Below are 18890 nucleotides of genomic sequence, written 5' to 3'. Positions count from 1 at the left end.
TGAGGGCCCGCCCCGACGCGATCGGGACGGGCGTGGTCTCATTATTCCTGGGGAAGGCCCATCGATGCGCGATAGGCGGCAAGCTGCTTGTCGCGGCCAAATTCGTCGGTCAGCTTGTTCCACTGCTCGGCGACGCTATCGAGCGCCTGCTGTGGCGTCACCTCGCCGGCGAGCGCCTTGGAGAGTTCGATCTCCAGGACTTCCGTATAGGAGAAGTAGCCCGGCAGGCGCATGTCGAGCGCGATGTTCTTGGCGGTGACCGCCTCCTTCTGGGCGCCGAGATATTCCTTTGCCTCCCGCTCGGAGAAGATCTTCGACCAGAGATCGAGATTGGTCGTGTGCGAGATACGATAGGGGTTGACTCCGGTGCCGCCGGTGATCGCCGCCTGGCCCGAGACGGCCGGGCTCGTCAGGTACTGGATATAGTTCCAGGCTGCTTCCTGCTTCGTCGAGGTAGCCGGGACCGCCGCCTGCCAGCCGCCGAAAGCCATGAAGGAGGTCTGGACGATGTGGTCGAACTTGTCCCACTTCTTGGTCTTATAGTTCCAGATCTCATCGGATCCCGGCAGTGGCGCCGAGCCGACATTGCCGGCGACCTTCGATTGTTTCGGGTCGGCGCCGATGACGCCGGTATCGCCCCAGCCGATCGATTCCGCCACCTGGCCGCCAGCAAAGGCAGCGTTGACTTCGCCGAAGGAGAAGTTCAGCGCGTTTGGCGGCGCGAGCTTGGACGCGCGGATGTATTCCTCAAGGCCACGAACCCAGCCGGGATTGTTGACCTGTGCGTCCATCGTCTCGGGGTTGAAGAACATGGCGCCGGGATTGTCCGGATGGCTGGTGTAGCCGGCGACATGGCTGAACAGGAACCAAAACTGCTGTCCACCGCGACGGAAGGCTTCTGCTGTGCCCCAGAGGTTGTTGGCCGGCTGGTTAAAGTATTCGGCGATGTCCAGATACTGCTTCCAAGTCTTCGGCGGAGCCAGGTCGTAGCCGTACTTCGCCTTGAAAGCCTTCTGGTTGTCGGCGTTTTCGAAGAGATCGATGCGGTAGCTGTAGGTGTGGGCGTCACCATCCATCGTCTGCGACAGGACCTTGCCGTTCCAGACCATAAGCTGTTCGCGGTAGACAGGCGCGATGTCTTCCCAATCGGCGCCCTTGCGCATGTCGGCGGGCATTTCCGACAGGAAGTCAGTGAAGTCGGGCGCCCAGGCCGGGGCGAAGGCGATGACATCGAAAGCGTCTTCGCCCGAGGTCAGCGACGTCACGATCTTTGGATAAAGTTCAGACCACGGGAACTCGACGACCTTGACCTTGCCGCAGGTCTTCTCTTCCCAGCCCTTGGCCGCAAGCTGCAGCGCCGAGGCGATGTAGGGACCGGTCTGTGTCGTCGCCGTCAATTCGACGCCGGTGTAATCCGGATCGCAGGCAAGCGCCGTTCCCGCGCCCCCCATCGCGAGAGCTGCGAGAGATCCAGATGCCAGTAGCAATTTCCTCATTCTATCCTCCTATGAATGAATGCATGCCAAAACGGGTGGTTACTTGATCGCTCCGAGAAGAAGGCCGGAGCGCATGAGCCGGCTTAAAAGCCCCGCCATGACCATCATCGGGATGATGGCAACGAGAGCGGCAGCGGAAATCGCCCACCATTCATCGCCGCGCTGGCTGTTCTGGCCGGCAACGAGGATCGGTAGCGTCTGCCACTTGGAATTGGTCAGGAAGAGCGCGAACAGAAACTCGTTCCAGACGAAGGCGAGCGTGATCATGAAGGTGGCAATCAGACCCGGCTTCGACATCGGCAGCACGATGCCGAAGAAGATCCGCCAGGACGGCACGTTGTCGACCATGGCCGCTTCCTCGACCTCGACCGGCAACGCCTCGAAGAAGTCGCGCATCAGCCAGATGACGATCGGCAGCGAGAAGGCGATATAGGCGAACGTGAGGCCCATGTAGCTGTCGACCAGCTTGAAGCCGAGTTTGCCCATCTCCGTGTACATCAGGTAGAGCGCAAAGGCGGCGACGATCGGCGGAAACATGCGCTGGCTGACGAACCAGAATACGATGTCGTTGTTGCCGAGTTCCGGTCCGGGCAGACGGAAACGACTGGAAATGACAGCCAGCGCAAGCGCTGCGACAACGGCATAGACCAGCGAGATGCCCTGGCCGTAGCCAAGCACGTTGCGCCCGATAATAAAGCCACCGAAGGCGACCACCACGAAGATCAGCGCAGAGAGCAACCGGAAGCGGAAGGTGAAGCGCACCAGTGCATAGGCCGCCATTGCGCCGATGAAGGTCGCGGCGACCGATGCCGAAAGGCCAATGATCGTCGACGCCCAGAACGTGTTGAAGAACTGGCCGCGCTGGCCCGACAGTAGCTCGCTCCAGGCCGTCAGGCTCGGTTCGAAGTCGACGAAAGGCAGATAAGTCGGCCCTCCGACCACGGCGATCGGCGTCTTGAACGAGGTGATCAGCACCCAGTAGAGCGGAAAGAAGGTAATGGCGAGCCAGATGAGGCAGCCGCCGAGCGCCAGCCAGCGCCGTTTCCCCTTGAGATTACGCACGCTCATTTGTGCTTCTCCAGATAGGGCTTGAGGACCGCGAGATAGACGAGGCCGATTACGGTGATGACGATCAGGAACAGGAAGGAAAGCGCGGAGGTGTAGCCGAGATTGAACTTCTTGAACCCTTCCTGGTAGGCAAAGAGCGTCAGCGTCTCGGTCGAGACCCCCGGACCGCCGCCGGTCATGACGAAGACGGTATCGATGATCTTGTAGCTTTCGATCAGGCGGATGAAGACCACAGCGACCGAGATCGGCAGGAGCATCGGAAAGGTAATGTCACGGAACTGCTGCCAGGGCGTGGCGTTTTCGAGGGCCGCCGCCTCATAGACGTCGTCCGGCAGGGTCTGAAGACCGGCGAGCAGCATGAGGATGACGAACGGCGTCCACTGCCAGACCTCGACCGCTATGATCGAGCCGAGCGCCCAGCTCGTCTGGGTGAGGAACGGCAGATTGGGGAAACCAAGCACCGTCATCAGTTCATTGAGCGGTCCCATCGTCGGATTGAGCACCTGCCGGGCGATCAGCGCGACGGCGACCGGCGCGACCAGCATCGGCAGCAGGAAGCTGACCCGAAAGATGCCTTCACCCGGCACCCGCGAGTTCAGCGCCAAAGCCACCGAGAGACCGATCACATATTGCAGCCCGACGGAGATGAAGGCGATCAGGGTCGTCGTCCCGGCGACGTGCCAGAAACGCGGGTTTTGGAGAAGGTCGAGATAGTTGCCGAGACCGACGAAGCGGGAGGGCGTCGGCGGCACGAGCCGCATGCTCATGAAACTCGTCGTCAGCGAATAGACGAGCGGAAAGATCGAGATCAGCAGGACGATGATCAGGGCGGGCCAGATGAAGAAATGCTTGATCGGGTCGTTGCGCGTCATGCGGCCGTCCCTCTTGCAAGCAAGGCCTCGATTTCCGCAAGCGTCGGCATGGCCGGCGCGGTGCCGCGGCGGGTAACGGCGACGCCAGCGGTCGCGCAACCGAAGCGAACGGCTTCGATCGGAGCGTGTCCGCGCGCCAACGCCGCAGAGAAGCCGCCGACGAAGGCGTCGCCTGCCCCGGTAGTATCGATCACCGGACCGCTCGCAATCGCGGGCACCAGCACCGACTGCTCGTGGTTGTGATAGAGCACGCCGCGTTCCCCGAGCGTGATCAGCGCCGCCTTGGCGCCCTTGTTCAACAGTACGTCGCCGGCGCGCCTGATCTCGTCCTCGGAGGAAAGCGCAAAGCCGACGATTGCCGCAGCTTCCGTCTCGTTCGGAACGAGGTAGTCACAGAGCGGATAGATCGCATCCGGAAAGGCTTCGGCGGGCGCCGGATTGAAAACCGTAGTGACGCCGGCCGCACGGGCGATCGCGAGCGCGCGCTGCGCGGCCGCGACCGGCTGCTCCAATTGGGTAACGAAGATGCGCGAGCTCTCGATGGTCTCGCGGGCGGCCTCAACGTCATCGACACCGATCGAACCGGCTGCACCCGGATAGACGATAATCGCATTCTCACCGTTCTGATCGTTGACGTAGATAAAGGCCGCGCCCGTCGGCAGGTCGTCCATCTGTACGATCTTCGACGTCACGCCCGCTTCCGCATAGGTGCGCAATGCCATCTCCCCGAAGGTATCGCGACCGAGCTTGGAGATGAAGGAGACCGGACTGCCGGCACGTGCTGCCGCGACCGCCTGGTTGGAGCCCTTGCCCCCGGGACCGACCGAGAACCCGCTGCCGGTAATCGTTTCACCGACAACCGGCATGCGCGGCGCCAGATAGGCCGTGTCGGCCACGAAGATACCAAGGATCGAAACACCAACCTTCATTCAAGCCTCCCCCTGCGACCGCACCGCAGCAAACGGTGTGCCCAGGCAATCTCTCGCGATTTCATCTGTAATCAGGCGCTGCGCGGCGAGCGCGCAGGCGGTCGATCAGGCGGTCTTGGGCGGGATAACGCCCTTGGTGAACAGGAAGCAGCCGTAAAACCGCGTCTCGCCCGTAGTGATCACGCAATAGGCCTTCTTTGCTTCCTCATAAAAGGCGAAGCGCTCGATGCCGTACATCGGCGCCGGCTTTCCCTCGGCGCGGTCGATCACAGCCTGGACTTCCTGCTGCACCGGCAGGACTTCATCGGGCGCGCCCATGACCTCCATGCGGCCGGCGGAAGGCTGCAACGGCGTATCGAGCGGCAGCACCGAAAGAACCGCCTCGACGGCGCGCGCCGCCGAGACATTGTCGATGTGCAAGAGCGTGCCGAGTGTCGTCTTTCGGGCGATGGCGTCGGACGGAAAATTGGTGTCGGAAATGACCAGCGTGTCGCCGTGTCCCATGGACCGCAGCGCGTGCAGCACGTCGGCGTTCAGCGCCGGATCGATATTCTTCAGCATTACAGTCCTCCTCCTGCGCGCGACCAGTGCCGTCGCGCTCTATGCGCTACTCTTCGCGGGCGAACGCGTCTCCCCAATTGTTCATTTCCTCCATGCGCTGACCGGTTCCCCCCGCCCGCGCAATAGCTGACCCCTACTCGCCGTAGGGGATCCAGATGTTCTTGACGTCGGTCGCACGGCGAAGATAGGCCGCGCCCTCCGCCGCGTCGCGATCGAGCCAGTTCATCGCCTTGCCGTAGTCGACGAAAGTGCGCTTCAGGTTGCCGACCGAGAGCTTCTCGACCAGCGTCGAGAGCTCGGGCGAGCCAAAGGCCCACAGCGCATCCACATCGTTGTGGCTTGCAAGAGTCTTTGCCAGCTCGATCGCCGAACCTGTGACGATGTTGACGACGCCGGCCGGAACGTCGGACGTTTCGAGCACCGTGTAGAAATCGGTTGCCGCCAGCGGATGCGGCTCGCTCGGCACCACGACGACGCGGTTGCCAGTGGCAATCAGCGGCGCGACCAGGCTGATCATGCCGAGAAGCGGCGCTTCGGGCGGGCAGATGACGCCAACGACACCAATCGCCTCGGGCATAGCGAGCGCGACGCCGCGAAGCGGCGGCTGGTGCACAGCGCCTTCGTACTTGTCCGCCCAGGCACCGTAGGTGAAGAGGCGCGCGATCGAGGCCTCGACCTCCGCCTTGGCATTGGCGATCGACGCACCGGTCATGGCCGCGATGCGATCGGCGAACTCATCGGCGCGACCGCTGAGGTTTTCGGCGATGTAATAGAGGATCTGTGCGCGGTTATGCGTGGTTGCCGAAGACCAGGCGGAGGCGGCTTGCGCCGCGACGACGGCGTTGCGGATATCCTTGCGATTACCCTCGCCGACTTCGCCGAGCACCTTGCCCTTGGGCGAGAGTACGTTGCGGTTATAATTTCCATCCGGCCGCGCCTGCTTTCCGCCGATGAAGAGCTTGGCGGTGCGATCGACCGTCGGCAGGGCGAAATCGCCAACGACGGGTTTCAGCGCGGGTTCGGCGACGGCCGCCCTGAGCTTGCGGCCAAGCCATGCCTTCGGCTTCAGATATTCGTAACAACCTTCGCGACCACCTTCTCGGCCGAAGCCGGACTCGCGCTTGCCACCGAAACCGGCGGAGGCATCGAAGAGATTGGTGGCATTGACCCAGACGACGCCGGCGGCGAGCTTGGCCGCAACATGAAGTGCGAGGCCGATGGTCTCGCTCCAGACGCTGGCAGCAAGGCCGTAGCGCGTGTGGTTGGCAAGCTGGATCGCCTCTTCCGGGGTGCGGAAGGTCATCGAGACGGCGACCGGCCCGAAGATTTCTTCGGTGGCCACGATCGAGGTCGGCTGCACGCCCGTCAGCAAGGTCGGCGGATAGAAGCTGCCGCCCTTCGGCAGTTCGATCGATGGCTGATGCAAGGCCGCCCCTTCGGCGACACCCTTAGCGACAAGGCTTTCGATCCGCTGCAACTGCACGGGAGCAACGATTGCCGCCATGTCGATCGCCTTGTCGAGCGGATGGCCGACGCGCAGCGTCTGCATGCGGCGCTTCAGGCGCTCGTAGAAGAGTGGTGCCACGCCTTCCTGCACGAGGATGCGCGAGCCGGCGCAGCAGACCTGACCCTGGTTGAACCAGATGGCATCCACCACGCCTTCGACAGCGCCGTCGATGTCGGCATCGTCGAAGACTATGAACGGCGACTTGCCGCCGAGTTCGAGTGTCAGCGACTTGCCGGTACCGGCCGTGCGTTCGCGAATGAGGCGACCGATCTCGGTCGAACCGGTAAAGGCGATCTTGTCGATATCCGCATGCTCGACGATCAGTGCGCCGGTTTCACCTTCACCGGTGACGACGTTGAGCACACCGGCGGGAAGGCCCGCGGCGGATGCGAGTTCGGCAAAGAGCAGCGCCGTCAGCGGCGTGAATTCGGCCGGCTTCAGGATGACGGTGTTGCCGAGCGCCAGAGCAGGCGCCACCTTCCAGGCGAGCATCAGGAACGGAAAGTTCCAGGGGATGACCTGACCGACGACGCCAACCGGCACCTGATCGGCAAACTCGGTTTCCTGGAGCTGTGCCCAGCCGGCGTGATGATAGAAGTGGCGAGCGGCGAGCGGTACGTCGATGTCGCGGGTTTCGCGGATCGGCTTGCCATTGTCGATCGCCTCGACCACAGCGATCAGGCGCGCGTGGCGCTGGATCATGCGGGCGAGCGCATAGAGATGGCGCGCGCGAGCATGTCCCGGGAGTTTCGCCCAGGGGCCTTGAGCCTTGCGGGCGGCCGCAACGGCGTCGTCCACGTCCTTGGAACCGCCAAGCGCGATCTTTGCCAAGAGCTTGCCGGTCGCCGGCTCGTTCGTGTCAAAGGTCTTTCCGGAGGTCGAAGCAACAAAGGCGCCGTTGATGAAATGGCCGAATTCGCCCTTATGGCGCGCCAGCCACTGGCGGGCTTCCGTGTCGGCTTCGGGCGCGGGACCATAGGACATTTCGTCAAAATACCTTGCGACAGTCATCGGGGATCATCCAATCGGGTGTCGGTTGAGGGCCGAATAGGCGCCGGTCACGTGATGTTCGAGCTGGCGCTCGATGTCGGCGAGCAGGCTCGATGCGCCGATGCGGAAAAGATCCGGATCGAGCCATTCGCGACCGAGTTCGTCCTTCATCAGAAACTGGTAGTTCAGGATGTCCTTGGCCGCGGAAATACCGCCGGCCGGCTTGTAGCCGACCTTGAGACCGGTCCGCTCCTGATAGGCGCGGATCATGCGTAGCATGACGAGCGTCACCAGAAGGGTGGCGTTGACGCCCTCCTTGCCGGTCGAGGTCTTGATGAAATCGGCACCCGCCATCATGCAGACGAGCGAAGCGCGCGCGACGTTGCGTAGCGTCTTCAGGTCGCCGGTCGCCAGGATTGCCTTCACATGCGCATCGCCGCAGGCGGCGCGGAAGTCGCGCATCTCGTCATAGAGCGCCTGCCAGTTACCGGTCAGCACGTGCTCTCGGGTGATGACGATGTCGATTTCCTTGGCGCCATCGGCGACCGAGGCTTCGATCTCGCGCAGTTTCACGTCATGCGGGATGAGACCGGCCGGAAAGCCGGTGGAGACGGCAGCGACCGGGATGCCGGATCCGTCCAGCGCCTCGACAGCCGTCGAAACGAAGCGGTGATAGACGCAGACCGCACCGGTGGTGATGCCGCGACCGCCCATACCCATGGCATCAAGCAGCTCCTGGCGCACCGGCTGTCGCGCCTTGGCGCAGAGCCGTTTGACGCGCTCCGTCGTGTCGTCGCCGTTAAGGGTGGTGAGATCGATGCAGGTGACAGCCTTCAGCAACCAGGCAGCCTGCGCATCCTTCTTGACGGTGCGGCGGCCAGGCAGCGTCGCGACGCGGCGCTCGGCAGCAGACAGGTTGACGCGCTGGTCCAGCACCCAGCCGAGGTCGAGATCGATGCCGTTGTTGCGCGGCCAGTTATGGCCCGCAGCCGGCGACTGCGCGACTTTCGACGCGCCGGTTTTCACAGCTAGGTCTTCCAAGCGATGGCTCCTTGAACTCCCAGTCGCAGCCAGCCGCACGCGGGCACGGCCGCCGAGATCCCGATTTTGTTATTTTTCTATCGAATTTTTGTGACTATTCCATCAAATGCTGAGAGTGTCAAGCGAACCTCTCATGTTTTGACGAATTTGTAATATTTTTACGCTGCCGCTACAGGCCCGACAGTTGCGTCTCGCCCTCTTCGGTAATGATAGAGCGAAAAACACCAATTGACGCGAAAAAAGCCGGCTTCAGCTTGCCGACCTTGCTGAGATCGATAACCAGATGGCTCTCTCGCGCCAGCGAGATGACCTTTTGCTTCACCGAGACTTCGTGAAAATGCACGCAGGTGGCGCCCCGGCCCGGATCGACACCGGCCGCCGACAGAAACGCAACGTTGATGCCGAGTGAATCGAGCGTCTCGAGCCCGGAATTGCCGGAAAAAGACGCCGACGACGGATGATAGACACCGCCCAGCATGACAATCCGCACATTTGGCTTGTGCGTCAGCTTTTCAGCTACGTTCAGCGAATAACATACTGCCGTAATTGAATAATTTTCCGGAATGAGATCAACGAGATATTCGAGCGTCGTGCCGCAATCGATGAAGATCGTCTCATCTGGACGAATATGGCGGGCCGCGTGGACACAAGCCTCGCGCTTGGCGGCGGCATGGCTGTCAGCTTCGCGCGCCAGTTCGTAGGGCGCGTCGCCCTCGATCTCCGCCGCCGGAACGATATGCCCTCCGAGAAAGGCAAACTGGCCAGGGTTGTCGGCGACGTCGCGGCGAACCGTCATTTCCGAAACGCCAAGCAATGCAGCGGCGTCGCGCAAGTGCAGCACCCTTCGCCCGGAAAGCGCGTCGGCGAGTTGAATGATGCGAGCGGTTTTGCGACTGACCATGGCCTTGTCCGTGTTCGAGCCATTTCGTGACCTTGGTGACCACGAACAATATTTGTGAAAATTATCACAAATTCTGCCTGATGAGCAAGAGGACTCACACGGCGTGTAAGGCGTTGCAACCGTTCGGGCCGTCCGCAAAGAGGTTGCGGCGGACCGATTGGCCCGCCGTCCGGTGGTCAAGTCTCAAGCACAGGTGTCGCTTCAGGCATCGATCGGCGCAGTTCGTTCCGCAAGCCAGCGCCATGTCTCGGCATCGAGCAGGCCATCCATCTCGCGCGCAACACGGCTGTGGTAGGCATCGATCCATCGCCGTTCCGCTTGGGTCAGCAGAGCGATCTCGGCCAGCCTCAGATCGATCGGTACGAGTGTCAGGCTGCGGAAGCTCCGGAAGCCGGCACCGTCATCCACCACCTCGACCTGGTTCTCGATGCGGATGCCATAGGCGCCGGCCTTGTAATAGCCAGGCTCGATGGTCGTGACCATGCCAGGCTTCAGCTCGATCTCGTTGACGCGACGGTCGAAGCGCTGCGGCTGCTCGTGAACCGAAAGAAAATGCCCGACGCCGTGGCCGGTGCCATGATCATAATCGAGCCCCAGATCCCAGAGCGGACGGCGGGCGAAGGCGTCGAGCTGGTGCCCGTAGGTTCCCTTCGGAAACTTCAGCGACACCATCGCAATCAGCCCTTTGAGAACGGCGGTATAGGCGCGCCGAATCTCGTCGTCGACCGCACCGATCGCCGTCGTCCGCGTGGCGTCGGTGGTGCCCGTCAGATACTGTCCACCGGAATCGAGCAGGTAGACGTCGCCCTTGCGGATCAAGCCGTTGCTCTTCTCGGTGGCCGCATAGTGGCACATCGCGGCGTGGCCGCCGGCTGCCGAGATCGAGCGGAAACTCGGCTCGACGAAGCTCTCGGCCATCGAGCGATAGGCGAGGATCCGTTCTTCCGCCTCGAGCTCGGTAATCGGCTTACCACTCGCATCCCGTTCCGCGGCGTGGCGATCGAGCCAGGCGAAGAAGCGTATCCATGCGGCACCGTCGAGACGGTGGCAGTCACGAAAGCCTGCAAGCTCGGTGGCGTTCTTATGCATCTTGGCAAGCGTGATCGGGCTTTTTGCAAGCTTTACGGTTCCACCAGCTGCACGCGTGGCATGGGCGGCCGCCGATGGGGCGAAGCCCGGATCGATCAGCGCCGTTCGCCCGGCCGTCATTGTCCGAACACGCTCGAGCAATTGTGCCGGCTCGGCCAGCGCGACTCCGTCGAGCTCGAAATCAGACAGATCGTTCGGGAGCTTGCGATGATCGACCAGCCAATCGGTCTGGCCGGCGCGGTCGAAGATCAGGAAAGATTGCGGCATCGGGTTGAAGGCGACGTCGCGTCCACGAACATTCAGGAACCAGGCGATATTGTCTGGCTGCGCCTCGATCAGAAGGTCTGCCCCCTGCTCCGCCAGCATTTGGGCGATGCGGCGTTTTTTCCCGGCAACGCTTTCACCAGAATAGGCAACAGGGAAAGCCATGATCTTGCCGAGCGGCTTTTCCGGCTGATCGGTCCAGATCGCATCGACGAGGTCTTCGTCGACAGGCGTCCACAGACCACCCGCCTCTTCCACCGAACGGCCGCAATCGGCGTCCCAGGTCGAAGGCAGCAGCATGGCGTTGAAGCCCACGCGCTCGCCCTTGCGCAGGTTGTTCTTCAGCCAGTCCTTCAGCGGCGCATCGTAGAAATGCTCGATCGCGAAAGTGCCGAGATCCACTTCGTCGCGCACCTGCACCTGATAGCGGCCATCGACGAAGATCACGGCGCGGTCGCGCATGATAATCGCCACCCCGGCCGAGCCGGTGAAACCGGTGACGAATGCCAGGCGGTTGTCATGCGGCGCGCAGTATTCGCCCTGATGCTCGTCGAAGCGCGGCACGACGTAGCCGTCGAGCCCGGTTTCGGCAAGCTTGCGCCGTAGGGCGCCGATCCGGCCGGAAAAATCCGGCCTCGCTCTCGTATCCATGATGTCTTCCTATCGAGTGGAGTTTCAGACGTCGCCGATCGTCTCGGCGAAATGGCAGGCGGTCATGCCGGCACCGACTGGACGCAACGCCGGCTTTTCTCGGCGGCAGCGTTCGCTCGCGTGCCGGCAGCGCACGTGGAAGGGGCAGCCGGCCGGAATGGCGAGCGGGCTCGGCAACTCGCCGACGAGTGCCGGCGCGCGCCGTCTGGCGCTGGGATCGAGCGACGGTGCTGCGGCAAGCAGCCCCTTGGAATAGGGGTGCATCGGCTTTGAAAACAGTGCCTCGGACGGTCCGATCTCAACGATCGCGCCGAGATAGATGACGGCGACACGGTGCGAAACGTGACGTACGAGCCTAAGGTCATGCGCCACGAACAGCACCGTCAGGCCCAGCTCGTCCTGAAGCTCGATCAAAAGATTGACGACCTGCGCTTGGACCGAGACGTCGAGCGCCGAGACCAGCTCATCGGCGACAAGACAGGTCGGCTCCAGGGAAAGTGCGCGCGCAATGCCGATGCGCTGCCGCTGCCCGCCCGAGAATTCGTGCGGATACTTGTCGGCGGCCCCTTCCGGCAGCCGGACAAGGTCCAGCAATTCATCGACTCGTCGGTCGATCGCAGCACCTTCGCGCATACGATGCACCGTGATCGCCTCCCGCAGAGTATCGCGCACGGTCATGCGAGGATTGAGCGAGGTATAGGGGTCCTGGAACATCATCTGGACCCGCCTGTTGTAGGCGCGTCGCCGTGCACCCTTGAGATCGACGACACTTTTCCCCTCGAACAGAATGTCGCCGGCCGTCGGCCGGTGAAGCCCGGCAATCAGGCGGGCCAGCGTGGACTTACCGCAGCCGGATTCGCCGACGATCCCGAGCGTCTCGCCGGGCATCACGTCGAGGTCGACGCCATTGACCGCCGAAACGACCTGTTGCGGGCGTCGGGCCAGCGTATCTGAGAGCGAACGCCGTTTCTCGAAGCGCATTGAAAGCGCGCGTAACGACAGCAACGGGGTCGGGCCTGGTTGCATGGGCATGGTCATTGCACCGCCTCCCGCGGACCGAAATGCGCAAGCGCATCGTGAAGATGATGGCAGGCAACCTGCCTGAGCGCGCCGGCGCTCTGGAGCCGTGGCCGAACATCGGCGCATTCGCCACCGGCAACGGGACACCGTGCGCTGAAGGCACAGCCGGGCGGAAGCGCGTTCAGCGCCGGCGGTGCACCAGGGATGGAGTAAAGCGGCGTCCGCGGCGCGACATCGCGTGGAATCGAGCGCAGCAACCCCAGCGAATAGGGATGACGCGCATCGGCGATCACCTCCGCCGTCGTCCCGATCTCGCAGAGCCTGCCGCCATACATAACCGCGACGCGGTCGCAGGTTTCGGCAACGACGCCCATGTCGTGGGTGACGAGGATCACCGCCATGCCGAGATCGCGGCTCAGCGACTGGATCAATCGCAAGATCTGGTCCTGAATCGTCACGTCGAGCGCGGTGGTCGGCTCATCCGCGAGCAGCAGCTTCGGGTTGGAGGCAAGCGCGATGGCAATCATCACCCGCTGCCGCATGCCGCCGGAAAACTCGTGCGGGAAATCGTCGAGGCGATCGCGTGCAGCGGGGATGCCGACGAGATCGAGCAGTTCGATCGCGCGCGCCTTCCTCGCCCTGGCGTCGAGATCCGTGTGAGCGACGAGGTTCTCCGAGATCTGCAGGCCGACGGTCAGCAGCGGATTGAGCGACGACATCGGCTCCTGGAAGATCATCGCGATCTCACGACCGCGGATGCGTCGGAGGCGCGCCTCATCGAGTGGAACGAGGTCCTGTCCGTTCCAGAGGATCTCGCCGGCGACGCGGCCGCGCGGCCGGATGATGCCGAGGATCGAGCGCAGCGTGATGCTCTTGCCCGAGCCGGACTCGCCAACGAGCCCAAGTACCTCGCCCTGCCCCACCTGGAACGAGACGTCGTCGACAGCGACCAACGGCCGTTCTCGTGTGCCGAACTCGGTACGAAGGTGCCTGACGTCGAGCACGACCGCTTTTTCTTTCGTTTTCATCTCAACGCCCCTTCGGTCGAAGCAGGTCGGCAAGCGCGTCGCCGACGAGGCTGAAGCCGAGCCCGGTCAGAACGATGGCGATGCCCGGCATCAGGCTCATCCACCAGGCCGTCAGCAGGAAATTGCGGCCCTCGGCGATCAATACGCCCCATTCAGCCGCCGGCGGCTGGGCTCCAAGTCCGAGATAGCCGAGCGAGGAACCAAGCAGGATCGCGAGTGCCATGTCGGTCATCCAGTAGACGAGGATCGGTGAGATCGCGTTCGGTAACAGATGGCGGAAGATGATGCGGCGATCGGAATAGCCGAGTACCCGGCCGGCAGCGGCATAGTCATTGGCCTTTTGCGCCATGATTTCGGCGCGGGTCAGCCGGGCGTAATAGACCCAGTTCACCGCGGTGATCGCCACATACATGTTGACGAGACCGGGGCCGAGGACAGCGACGATGGCGATCACCAAGACCAGGAAGGGAAAGGTGATGATCGCATCGACGCAACGGCCGAAGATCGCATCGGCGATGCCACCGTAGTAGCCGACGATGGCGCCGACGGTGAGGCCGATCAGCAACGCGAAGATTGTCGCGAAGAAGGCCATCTGCATATCGACCCGATAGGCCCAGATGACGCGCGAGAGCACGTCGCGGCCGAAATTGTCGGTGCCGAAAGGATGCGCAAGACTCGGCCCCTGCTGGATCGCCTGGAGATCGAAGGCCAGCGGATCGTAAGGTGCAAAAGCTTGCGGAAACAGCGCAAGCGCAAGCGACAGGCCGAGGATGGCGATGCCGACGACAAAGGACGGACGGGTAAAAGCGCGCGCGAGAAAGGTTTGCAGACGTTCCCGCGTCCGCGCATGGGATTGCGTCAAAACGGTCATGATTGGCGAAGCCTTGGATCGAGCCAGGATTGCACGACGTCCGTCAGCAGGAAGACGATGGAGACGAGCACGGCGAAGGTGAGCGTCAGGCCCTGGATCAGCGGATAGTCGCGGGCGAAGATCGCCTCCAGCATCAGCCGGCCGACGCCGGGAATAGCAAAGACCGTCTCGGTCACCAGCGTGCCGCTCATCAGGTTGCCGATCGAAAGGCCGAGCAGCGTTACGGTGGAGACGAGCGCATTACGCAGCACATGCCGGGTCATGATGATGCGCGGTGGAAGCCCCTTGGCGCGGGCGAACTGCACATAGTCGGCATCGAGCACCTCGATCAGCGAGGCCCGGAGATTGCGCAGGATGATCGCGGACGTGTAGAGCGCGACGCTCAACGCCGGCAGGATGAGATGATAGAGGTTCGCGAGAAAGGTCTTGCCGTAGCCGCCGACCGGAAACCAGCGCAGTTGCGCCGCCAGTACGGTCAGCAACAGGAGCCCGATATAGAAAACAGGCATGGAAAGGCCGACCTGAAAGACACCGCGGATCGTGATATCGACCGAACTGTTGACACGCGACGCCGCGAGGAAGGCGAGCGGCCCGGCGAGAAAGACGGCGAGCACGACCGAATAGAGCGCCAGGAAGATCGTCGTCGGCAGTCGATCGAGGATGATCTCCGTCACCGGCGCTTTCAGCATGATCGAGCGACCGAGATCGCCAGTCAGCGTGTTCTTGACGAAGACGAGGAACTGAACCGGCAACGGCTGGTCGAGACCGAGATTGTGCCGGATTTGTTCGAGTTGGGCATCGGTCGCTTTGGCCTCTGCCATGGCGATCGCCGGATCGCCCGGCAAGAGGCGCACGAGCAGGAAGATGAAGATCATCACCAACAGGAAGGTGGGGATGATCTGCAGCAGCCGCGCCAAAAGATAGGAAAATGAGGGCATGGTTCCACCTTCGACGGAGAACCGGACAGATGCCGCCCGGTTCTCGCAGATCGCTCCGTTATCAGTCGGCGCGCCAGGCTTCCGAGAAGTCGTTGGCGCCGAGCGGCGTCTGCACGTAGCCTTCGATCGACTTGGAGACCGCGACGGCGAACGGCGTCTCGAACAGGAAGAGCAACGGCGCTTCCGCCGCGTAGATCTCCTGCATGCGCTTGTATTCGTCCTTGCGTTTGGCCGGGTCGGTCTCGACGTTGGAGGCCTCGAACAGCGTGTTGAATTCCTGATCGTTCCAGCCGGTGCCGACGGCCTGGCGCTGCTTGTAGTAACCGAGCCATCCGGTCACCTGCGCCGGATCGTTGACGTCGTTCGCCCAGCCATAGGTGTGGATATCGAAATCACCGGAGCGGTTCTTCTCGCCGCGGGTCGGGTTATCGACCTGCTCGACCTTGAGGTTGACGCCGAGCGGCGCCCACATTTGCTGAAGGGCTGTAAACAGCGTCGCATCGTCGGCGCTGCCGGCAAGCGTCGTGAACTTCACGTCGAAGCCGCTGCTGAGGCCGGCTTCAGATAGCAGTTGCTTGGCCTTTTCCGGATCGTAGGGATAGAGCGGCGCAGGGCCATAGTGAAGCTGCGTCGCCGCCGACATCAGCGAGGTCATCGGTTTGCCGGTGTCGAAGGTGACGAGCCTGATCAGCACGTTCTTGTCGGTCGCATAGTTCAGCGCCTGACGCACTTTGATATCGGCAAGCGGGTTCTTCGAGCCGTCTTTCTTCGTTTCGCGCGTGTTGATCGGCGCGTAGACGATGCGGGTGGAGGGAAAGAGCTCCATCTTCAGGTTCGGATCGGCGCTGAGCTCGCCGACGCGAGCGAAGGGAATGAACTCGGCAGCGTCGACTTCGCCGGCCTGGAGCTTGAGGATGCGGGTGGCGTCATCGGGAATGACGACGAATTCCACCTGATCGAGATAGGGCAGCGGTTTGCCGTCTTCGCCCTGACGCCAGTAGTTCGGGTTGCGGACGAAGGTCATGCTGGTGCCCTGCACGTGGCTCTTCATGACGAAGGGGCCGGACGTTACCGGGCCGGCAGCAAAGAAGGCGCGCGCCTTCTCCTGATCCGTTGCGCCGGCTGCTTTTTCGAAGGCTGCCTTCGGCACGATGCCGGTGTTGAAGGTTGCAAGGATCGAAATGATCGTCGGGTCGGGGTTCTTGAGCGACACGGTGATCTTGTTGCCATCTGCGGTGACCTTGTCGACGGCGCCGAGCAGTCCTGCCCAGGGACCAAGATCCGGGTTGCGCGCACGATCGAGCGAGAAGACGACGTCAGCGCCGGTCAGTTCCGAGCCGTCGGAAAATTTGAGACCGCTTCTCAGCGTCAAAGTGATGGTCTTGCCGTCAGCCGAAACCTCGTGCGCCTCGGCAAGCCCCGGCACGATCGAGCCGTCAGGACCGTTGCGCAGCAGTGTTTCATAGAGGCCGTTCACCATCCAGAGGTCCGGATTGCGATCCGCATAAACGGGGTCGATGACGGTCGAGTCGTCGTAGCGCGCGAAGGTCATCGCACCGCCGCGTTCGATCGCAAATGCCGAAGTGGCTGCAAGCAGCCCGAGCGTCGCGCCGAGCAGGATAGGCAATATACGTTTCATCTCACTCCTCCTTTTGACCGCAGACAGCATCGATCGCGCGCCGAACACGTTAATTGGATATTGGATCCAATTTTTCTGAGTGTTTTTCGTCGCCGACGGATTGCCGCGAAGACGTTCTTGTAGTTCCCCTTTTCAAGAAGGCTGGCATCCGATCTGATCGGCTTGCCGAACCAACTTTAGCTGGACTAAAGTACATCGATAGACGCGAGTCAAGCGGAAAGAAAATCATGCCCCTGAAGATCGAAGAGGCGCCCGAAGCTGCCGAAAGCGCCTCCCTCCCGGAAACTGCGACGCCCGCCTCGCTCGGGCAAATGCTCAGGGCGCGCCGCAAGGAAATCGGCAAGACGATGAAGGACGTGGCACGCGAAGCCGGTCTGACGGAAGGCTTCATCAGCCAGATCGAGCGCGGCATTTCCACGCCGTCGCTGATCTCGCTCTACAACGTCGCCAACGCGCTCGGCACCAGCGTCGATACCTTCCTGTCGCAGCCGCCGCAGCATGGGCATTCGATGGTCTCGCACGCCGGCGAGCGCCCTGGCTACAATGTCGAGACGAAGGAGCGCGTCTACGAACTGATCGAGCGCGGTTTTCCGGGCGCGGCGCTCAATGGCTGCATCACGCACATGCCCAAGGGCTACGCCTCCGAACTGACGAGCCACGAGGGTGAGGACTTCCTTTATCTGATCGAGGGCGAAATGCTCTACGAGATCGACGGCAAGGAATATCTGTTGAAGGCCGGCGACACGCTGCACTTCCCCGCCTCGCTGCCGCATCGCGCCCGCAATGTCGGCGCGGGGCCGGCCCGCGAACTCTGGGTCGGCACCACCAGGATCATAAAGGAAGACTGAGCCAACAGGATGAAACGCGGTGTGCGGGCCACGCGAGGCAACCCGCGCACGGCGTCTTACTGCTTGCGCGGCCAGGTGTCGGCAAGACGATAGCCGGCCGGCCACGGATCCGCCGGGTCGAGCATCACTTGATGCGTGCCGGTGATCCAGGCGCGGCCGGAAATTTCAGGAACGATCGCCGGGCGGCCGCCGACCGTCGTTTCGCCGACGATACGGCAATTGAACGTCGAATCGATGATGGAATGGCCGCTGAAGCGCTGGCCGACCTTCATCACGCCGCGGGCATGGAGCACCGCCATGCGCGCAGAGCAACCGGTCCCAGTCGGAGAACGGTCGAGCTTGGCCGGCTGGATGACAACCGTGTTGCGGCCGTGCAGCGCGCCGTCCTTCTCCTCAACCGGCAGCGTCAGCTGGCAGAAGGAGATATGGTCCCATTCCGGGTTTTCCGGATGGGAGAAGCCGAGCTGCTCGTTGGCTGCGCGGGTGATCTTGATGCCGGTTTCGGCCAGTTCCCGCGCCTCGTCCGGGGTCACCGAGAAACCGAGCGCACGTGCGTCGGTGATGACGAAGCTGTCGCCGCCATAGGCCGTATCGACCGTCAGCGTGCCCAGGCCCTCGACCTCGAGCTTGGCGTCAAGCTTGTCGGCAAAGGACGGCACGTTGGTAACGGTGATGCGCTCGGCCTTGCCGTTGCGGCACTCAGCAACGACGTTCACCAAGCCGCCGGGCGCCTCAAGCACCATGCGGGTCTCCGGCTCCTGCATCGGCACGATGCCACTATCGAGCAGCACGGTGGAGACGCAGATCGAGTTCGAGCCGGACATCGGCGGCGTATCCTCGGGCTCCATGATGATGAAGCCCATCGTCGCGCGCGGGTCCCTCGGTGGCACAAGCAGATTGATATGACGGAAAACGCCGCCACGCGGCTCGTTGAGCACGAAATTGCGCAACGTCTGGTCTTCCGCAATGAAACGGCGCTGCTCCCAAAGGGTATTGCCCGGCGGCGGCGCGACACCGCCGATAATGACGTCGCCGACTTCACCCTCCGCGTGACAGGAAACGATGTGGACGACCTTGTTGCTACGCATGCCCCTTCTCCTTCCGTGCTGGTGGACGGGCGCCACCTGGGCGCGCCGATGCCCTGCGCATCAGCCGCGCTCCCCGCGTTTCGCCGAAT

16 protein-coding genes are annotated in these 18890 nt (G+C 62.6%); 1 reads left to right on the top strand and 15 read right to left on the bottom strand.

Annotation, left to right across the window (positions count from 1 at the left end):
- Positions 1 to 41: 41 nt before the first annotated feature.
- From QM996_RS21750 to QM996_RS21685, 14 genes are all read right to left on the bottom strand, one after another.
- A complete protein-coding gene (locus tag QM996_RS21750) occupies positions 42 to 1496 on the bottom strand; it encodes an ABC transporter substrate-binding protein (protein ID WP_334198127.1) in 1455 nt (484 codons plus the stop codon).
- Between the two features lie 39 nt (positions 1497 to 1535).
- Positions 1536 to 2564, bottom strand: a complete 1029-nt coding sequence (locus tag QM996_RS21745; protein ID WP_334198126.1) for a carbohydrate ABC transporter permease — start codon at positions 2562 to 2564, stop codon at positions 1536 to 1538.
- Positions 2561 to 3436: a carbohydrate ABC transporter permease gene (locus QM996_RS21740; RefSeq protein WP_334198125.1), complete on the bottom strand. Its 876-nt coding sequence runs from the start codon at positions 3434 to 3436 to the stop codon at positions 2561 to 2563. Before QM996_RS21740 ends, QM996_RS21745 begins: the two co-directional genes overlap by 4 nt.
- Entirely contained in the window at positions 3433 to 4365 is a 933-nt protein-coding gene (gene rbsK, locus QM996_RS21735) for a ribokinase (protein WP_334198124.1), read from the bottom strand. The genes QM996_RS21740 and rbsK overlap by 4 nt, the downstream gene beginning before the upstream one ends.
- Positions 4366 to 4470: 105 nt before the next feature.
- Complete coding sequence (locus QM996_RS21730) at positions 4471 to 4926, bottom strand: RbsD/FucU family protein (RefSeq protein ID WP_334198123.1); 456 nt, start codon at positions 4924 to 4926, stop codon at positions 4471 to 4473.
- 133 nt (positions 4927 to 5059) lie between these two features.
- Complete coding sequence (locus QM996_RS21725) at positions 5060 to 7444, bottom strand: aldehyde dehydrogenase family protein (RefSeq protein ID WP_334198122.1); 2385 nt, start codon at positions 7442 to 7444, stop codon at positions 5060 to 5062.
- 6 nt (positions 7445 to 7450) lie between these two features.
- Positions 7451 to 8464: a deoxyribose-phosphate aldolase gene (gene deoC, locus QM996_RS21720; RefSeq protein WP_334198121.1), complete on the bottom strand. Its 1014-nt coding sequence runs from the start codon at positions 8462 to 8464 to the stop codon at positions 7451 to 7453.
- Positions 8465 to 8633: 169 nt separating this feature from the next.
- Positions 8634 to 9365, bottom strand: coding sequence for a DeoR family transcriptional regulator (locus QM996_RS21715; RefSeq protein WP_334198120.1), 732 nt, complete (start codon positions 9363 to 9365; stop codon positions 8634 to 8636).
- Positions 9366 to 9566: 201 nt separating this feature from the next.
- The gene (locus tag QM996_RS21710) at positions 9567 to 11369 is read right to left on the bottom strand and encodes an aminopeptidase P family protein (protein WP_334198119.1); all 1803 of its coding nucleotides are present in this window, start codon (positions 11367 to 11369) and stop codon (positions 9567 to 9569) included.
- Positions 11370 to 11393: 24 nt separating this feature from the next.
- Positions 11394 to 12407 carry an ABC transporter ATP-binding protein gene (locus tag QM996_RS21705; protein WP_334198118.1) on the bottom strand — a complete coding sequence of 338 codons (1014 nt, stop codon included), beginning with the start codon at positions 12405 to 12407 and terminating at the stop codon, positions 11394 to 11396.
- The gene (locus QM996_RS21700; RefSeq protein ID WP_334198117.1) at positions 12404 to 13417 is read right to left on the bottom strand and encodes an ABC transporter ATP-binding protein; all 1014 of its coding nucleotides are present in this window, start codon (positions 13415 to 13417) and stop codon (positions 12404 to 12406) included. The genes QM996_RS21705 and QM996_RS21700 overlap by 4 nt, the downstream gene beginning before the upstream one ends.
- Before the next feature lies 1 nt (position 13418).
- Positions 13419 to 14288, bottom strand: a complete 870-nt coding sequence (locus QM996_RS21695) for an ABC transporter permease (protein WP_334198116.1) — start codon at positions 14286 to 14288, stop codon at positions 13419 to 13421.
- Positions 14285 to 15226: an ABC transporter permease gene (locus QM996_RS21690; RefSeq protein ID WP_334198115.1), complete on the bottom strand. Its 942-nt coding sequence runs from the start codon at positions 15224 to 15226 to the stop codon at positions 14285 to 14287. The genes QM996_RS21695 and QM996_RS21690 overlap by 4 nt, the downstream gene beginning before the upstream one ends.
- A 61-nt stretch (positions 15227 to 15287) precedes the next feature.
- Positions 15288 to 16865 (bottom strand): ABC transporter substrate-binding protein, encoded by a 1578-nt coding sequence (locus QM996_RS21685; RefSeq protein ID WP_334198114.1) that lies wholly within the window; start codon positions 16863 to 16865, stop codon positions 15288 to 15290.
- 227 nt (positions 16866 to 17092) lie between these two features.
- Between QM996_RS21685 and QM996_RS21680 the strand changes: the two genes are divergently transcribed.
- Positions 17093 to 17713: a helix-turn-helix domain-containing protein gene (locus QM996_RS21680; protein WP_334198113.1), complete on the top strand. Its 621-nt coding sequence runs from the start codon at positions 17093 to 17095 to the stop codon at positions 17711 to 17713.
- A 56-nt stretch (positions 17714 to 17769) separates the two neighbouring features.
- On the opposite strand, the gene QM996_RS21675 is transcribed toward QM996_RS21680, so the two are convergent.
- Entirely contained in the window at positions 17770 to 18801 is a 1032-nt protein-coding gene (locus QM996_RS21675; RefSeq protein WP_334198112.1) for a trans-3-hydroxy-L-proline dehydratase, read from the bottom strand.
- Between the last annotated feature and the right edge of the window lie 89 nt (positions 18802 to 18890).

It is taken from the genome of Sinorhizobium chiapasense (assembly GCF_045277575.1).
In the GTDB taxonomy this organism is placed as follows: Bacteria; Pseudomonadota; Alphaproteobacteria; order Rhizobiales; family Rhizobiaceae; genus Ensifer; species Ensifer chiapasense_A.
Note: the sequence above shows the minus strand (reverse complement) of the source record. Positions and strands in the feature narration are given on the sequence as shown.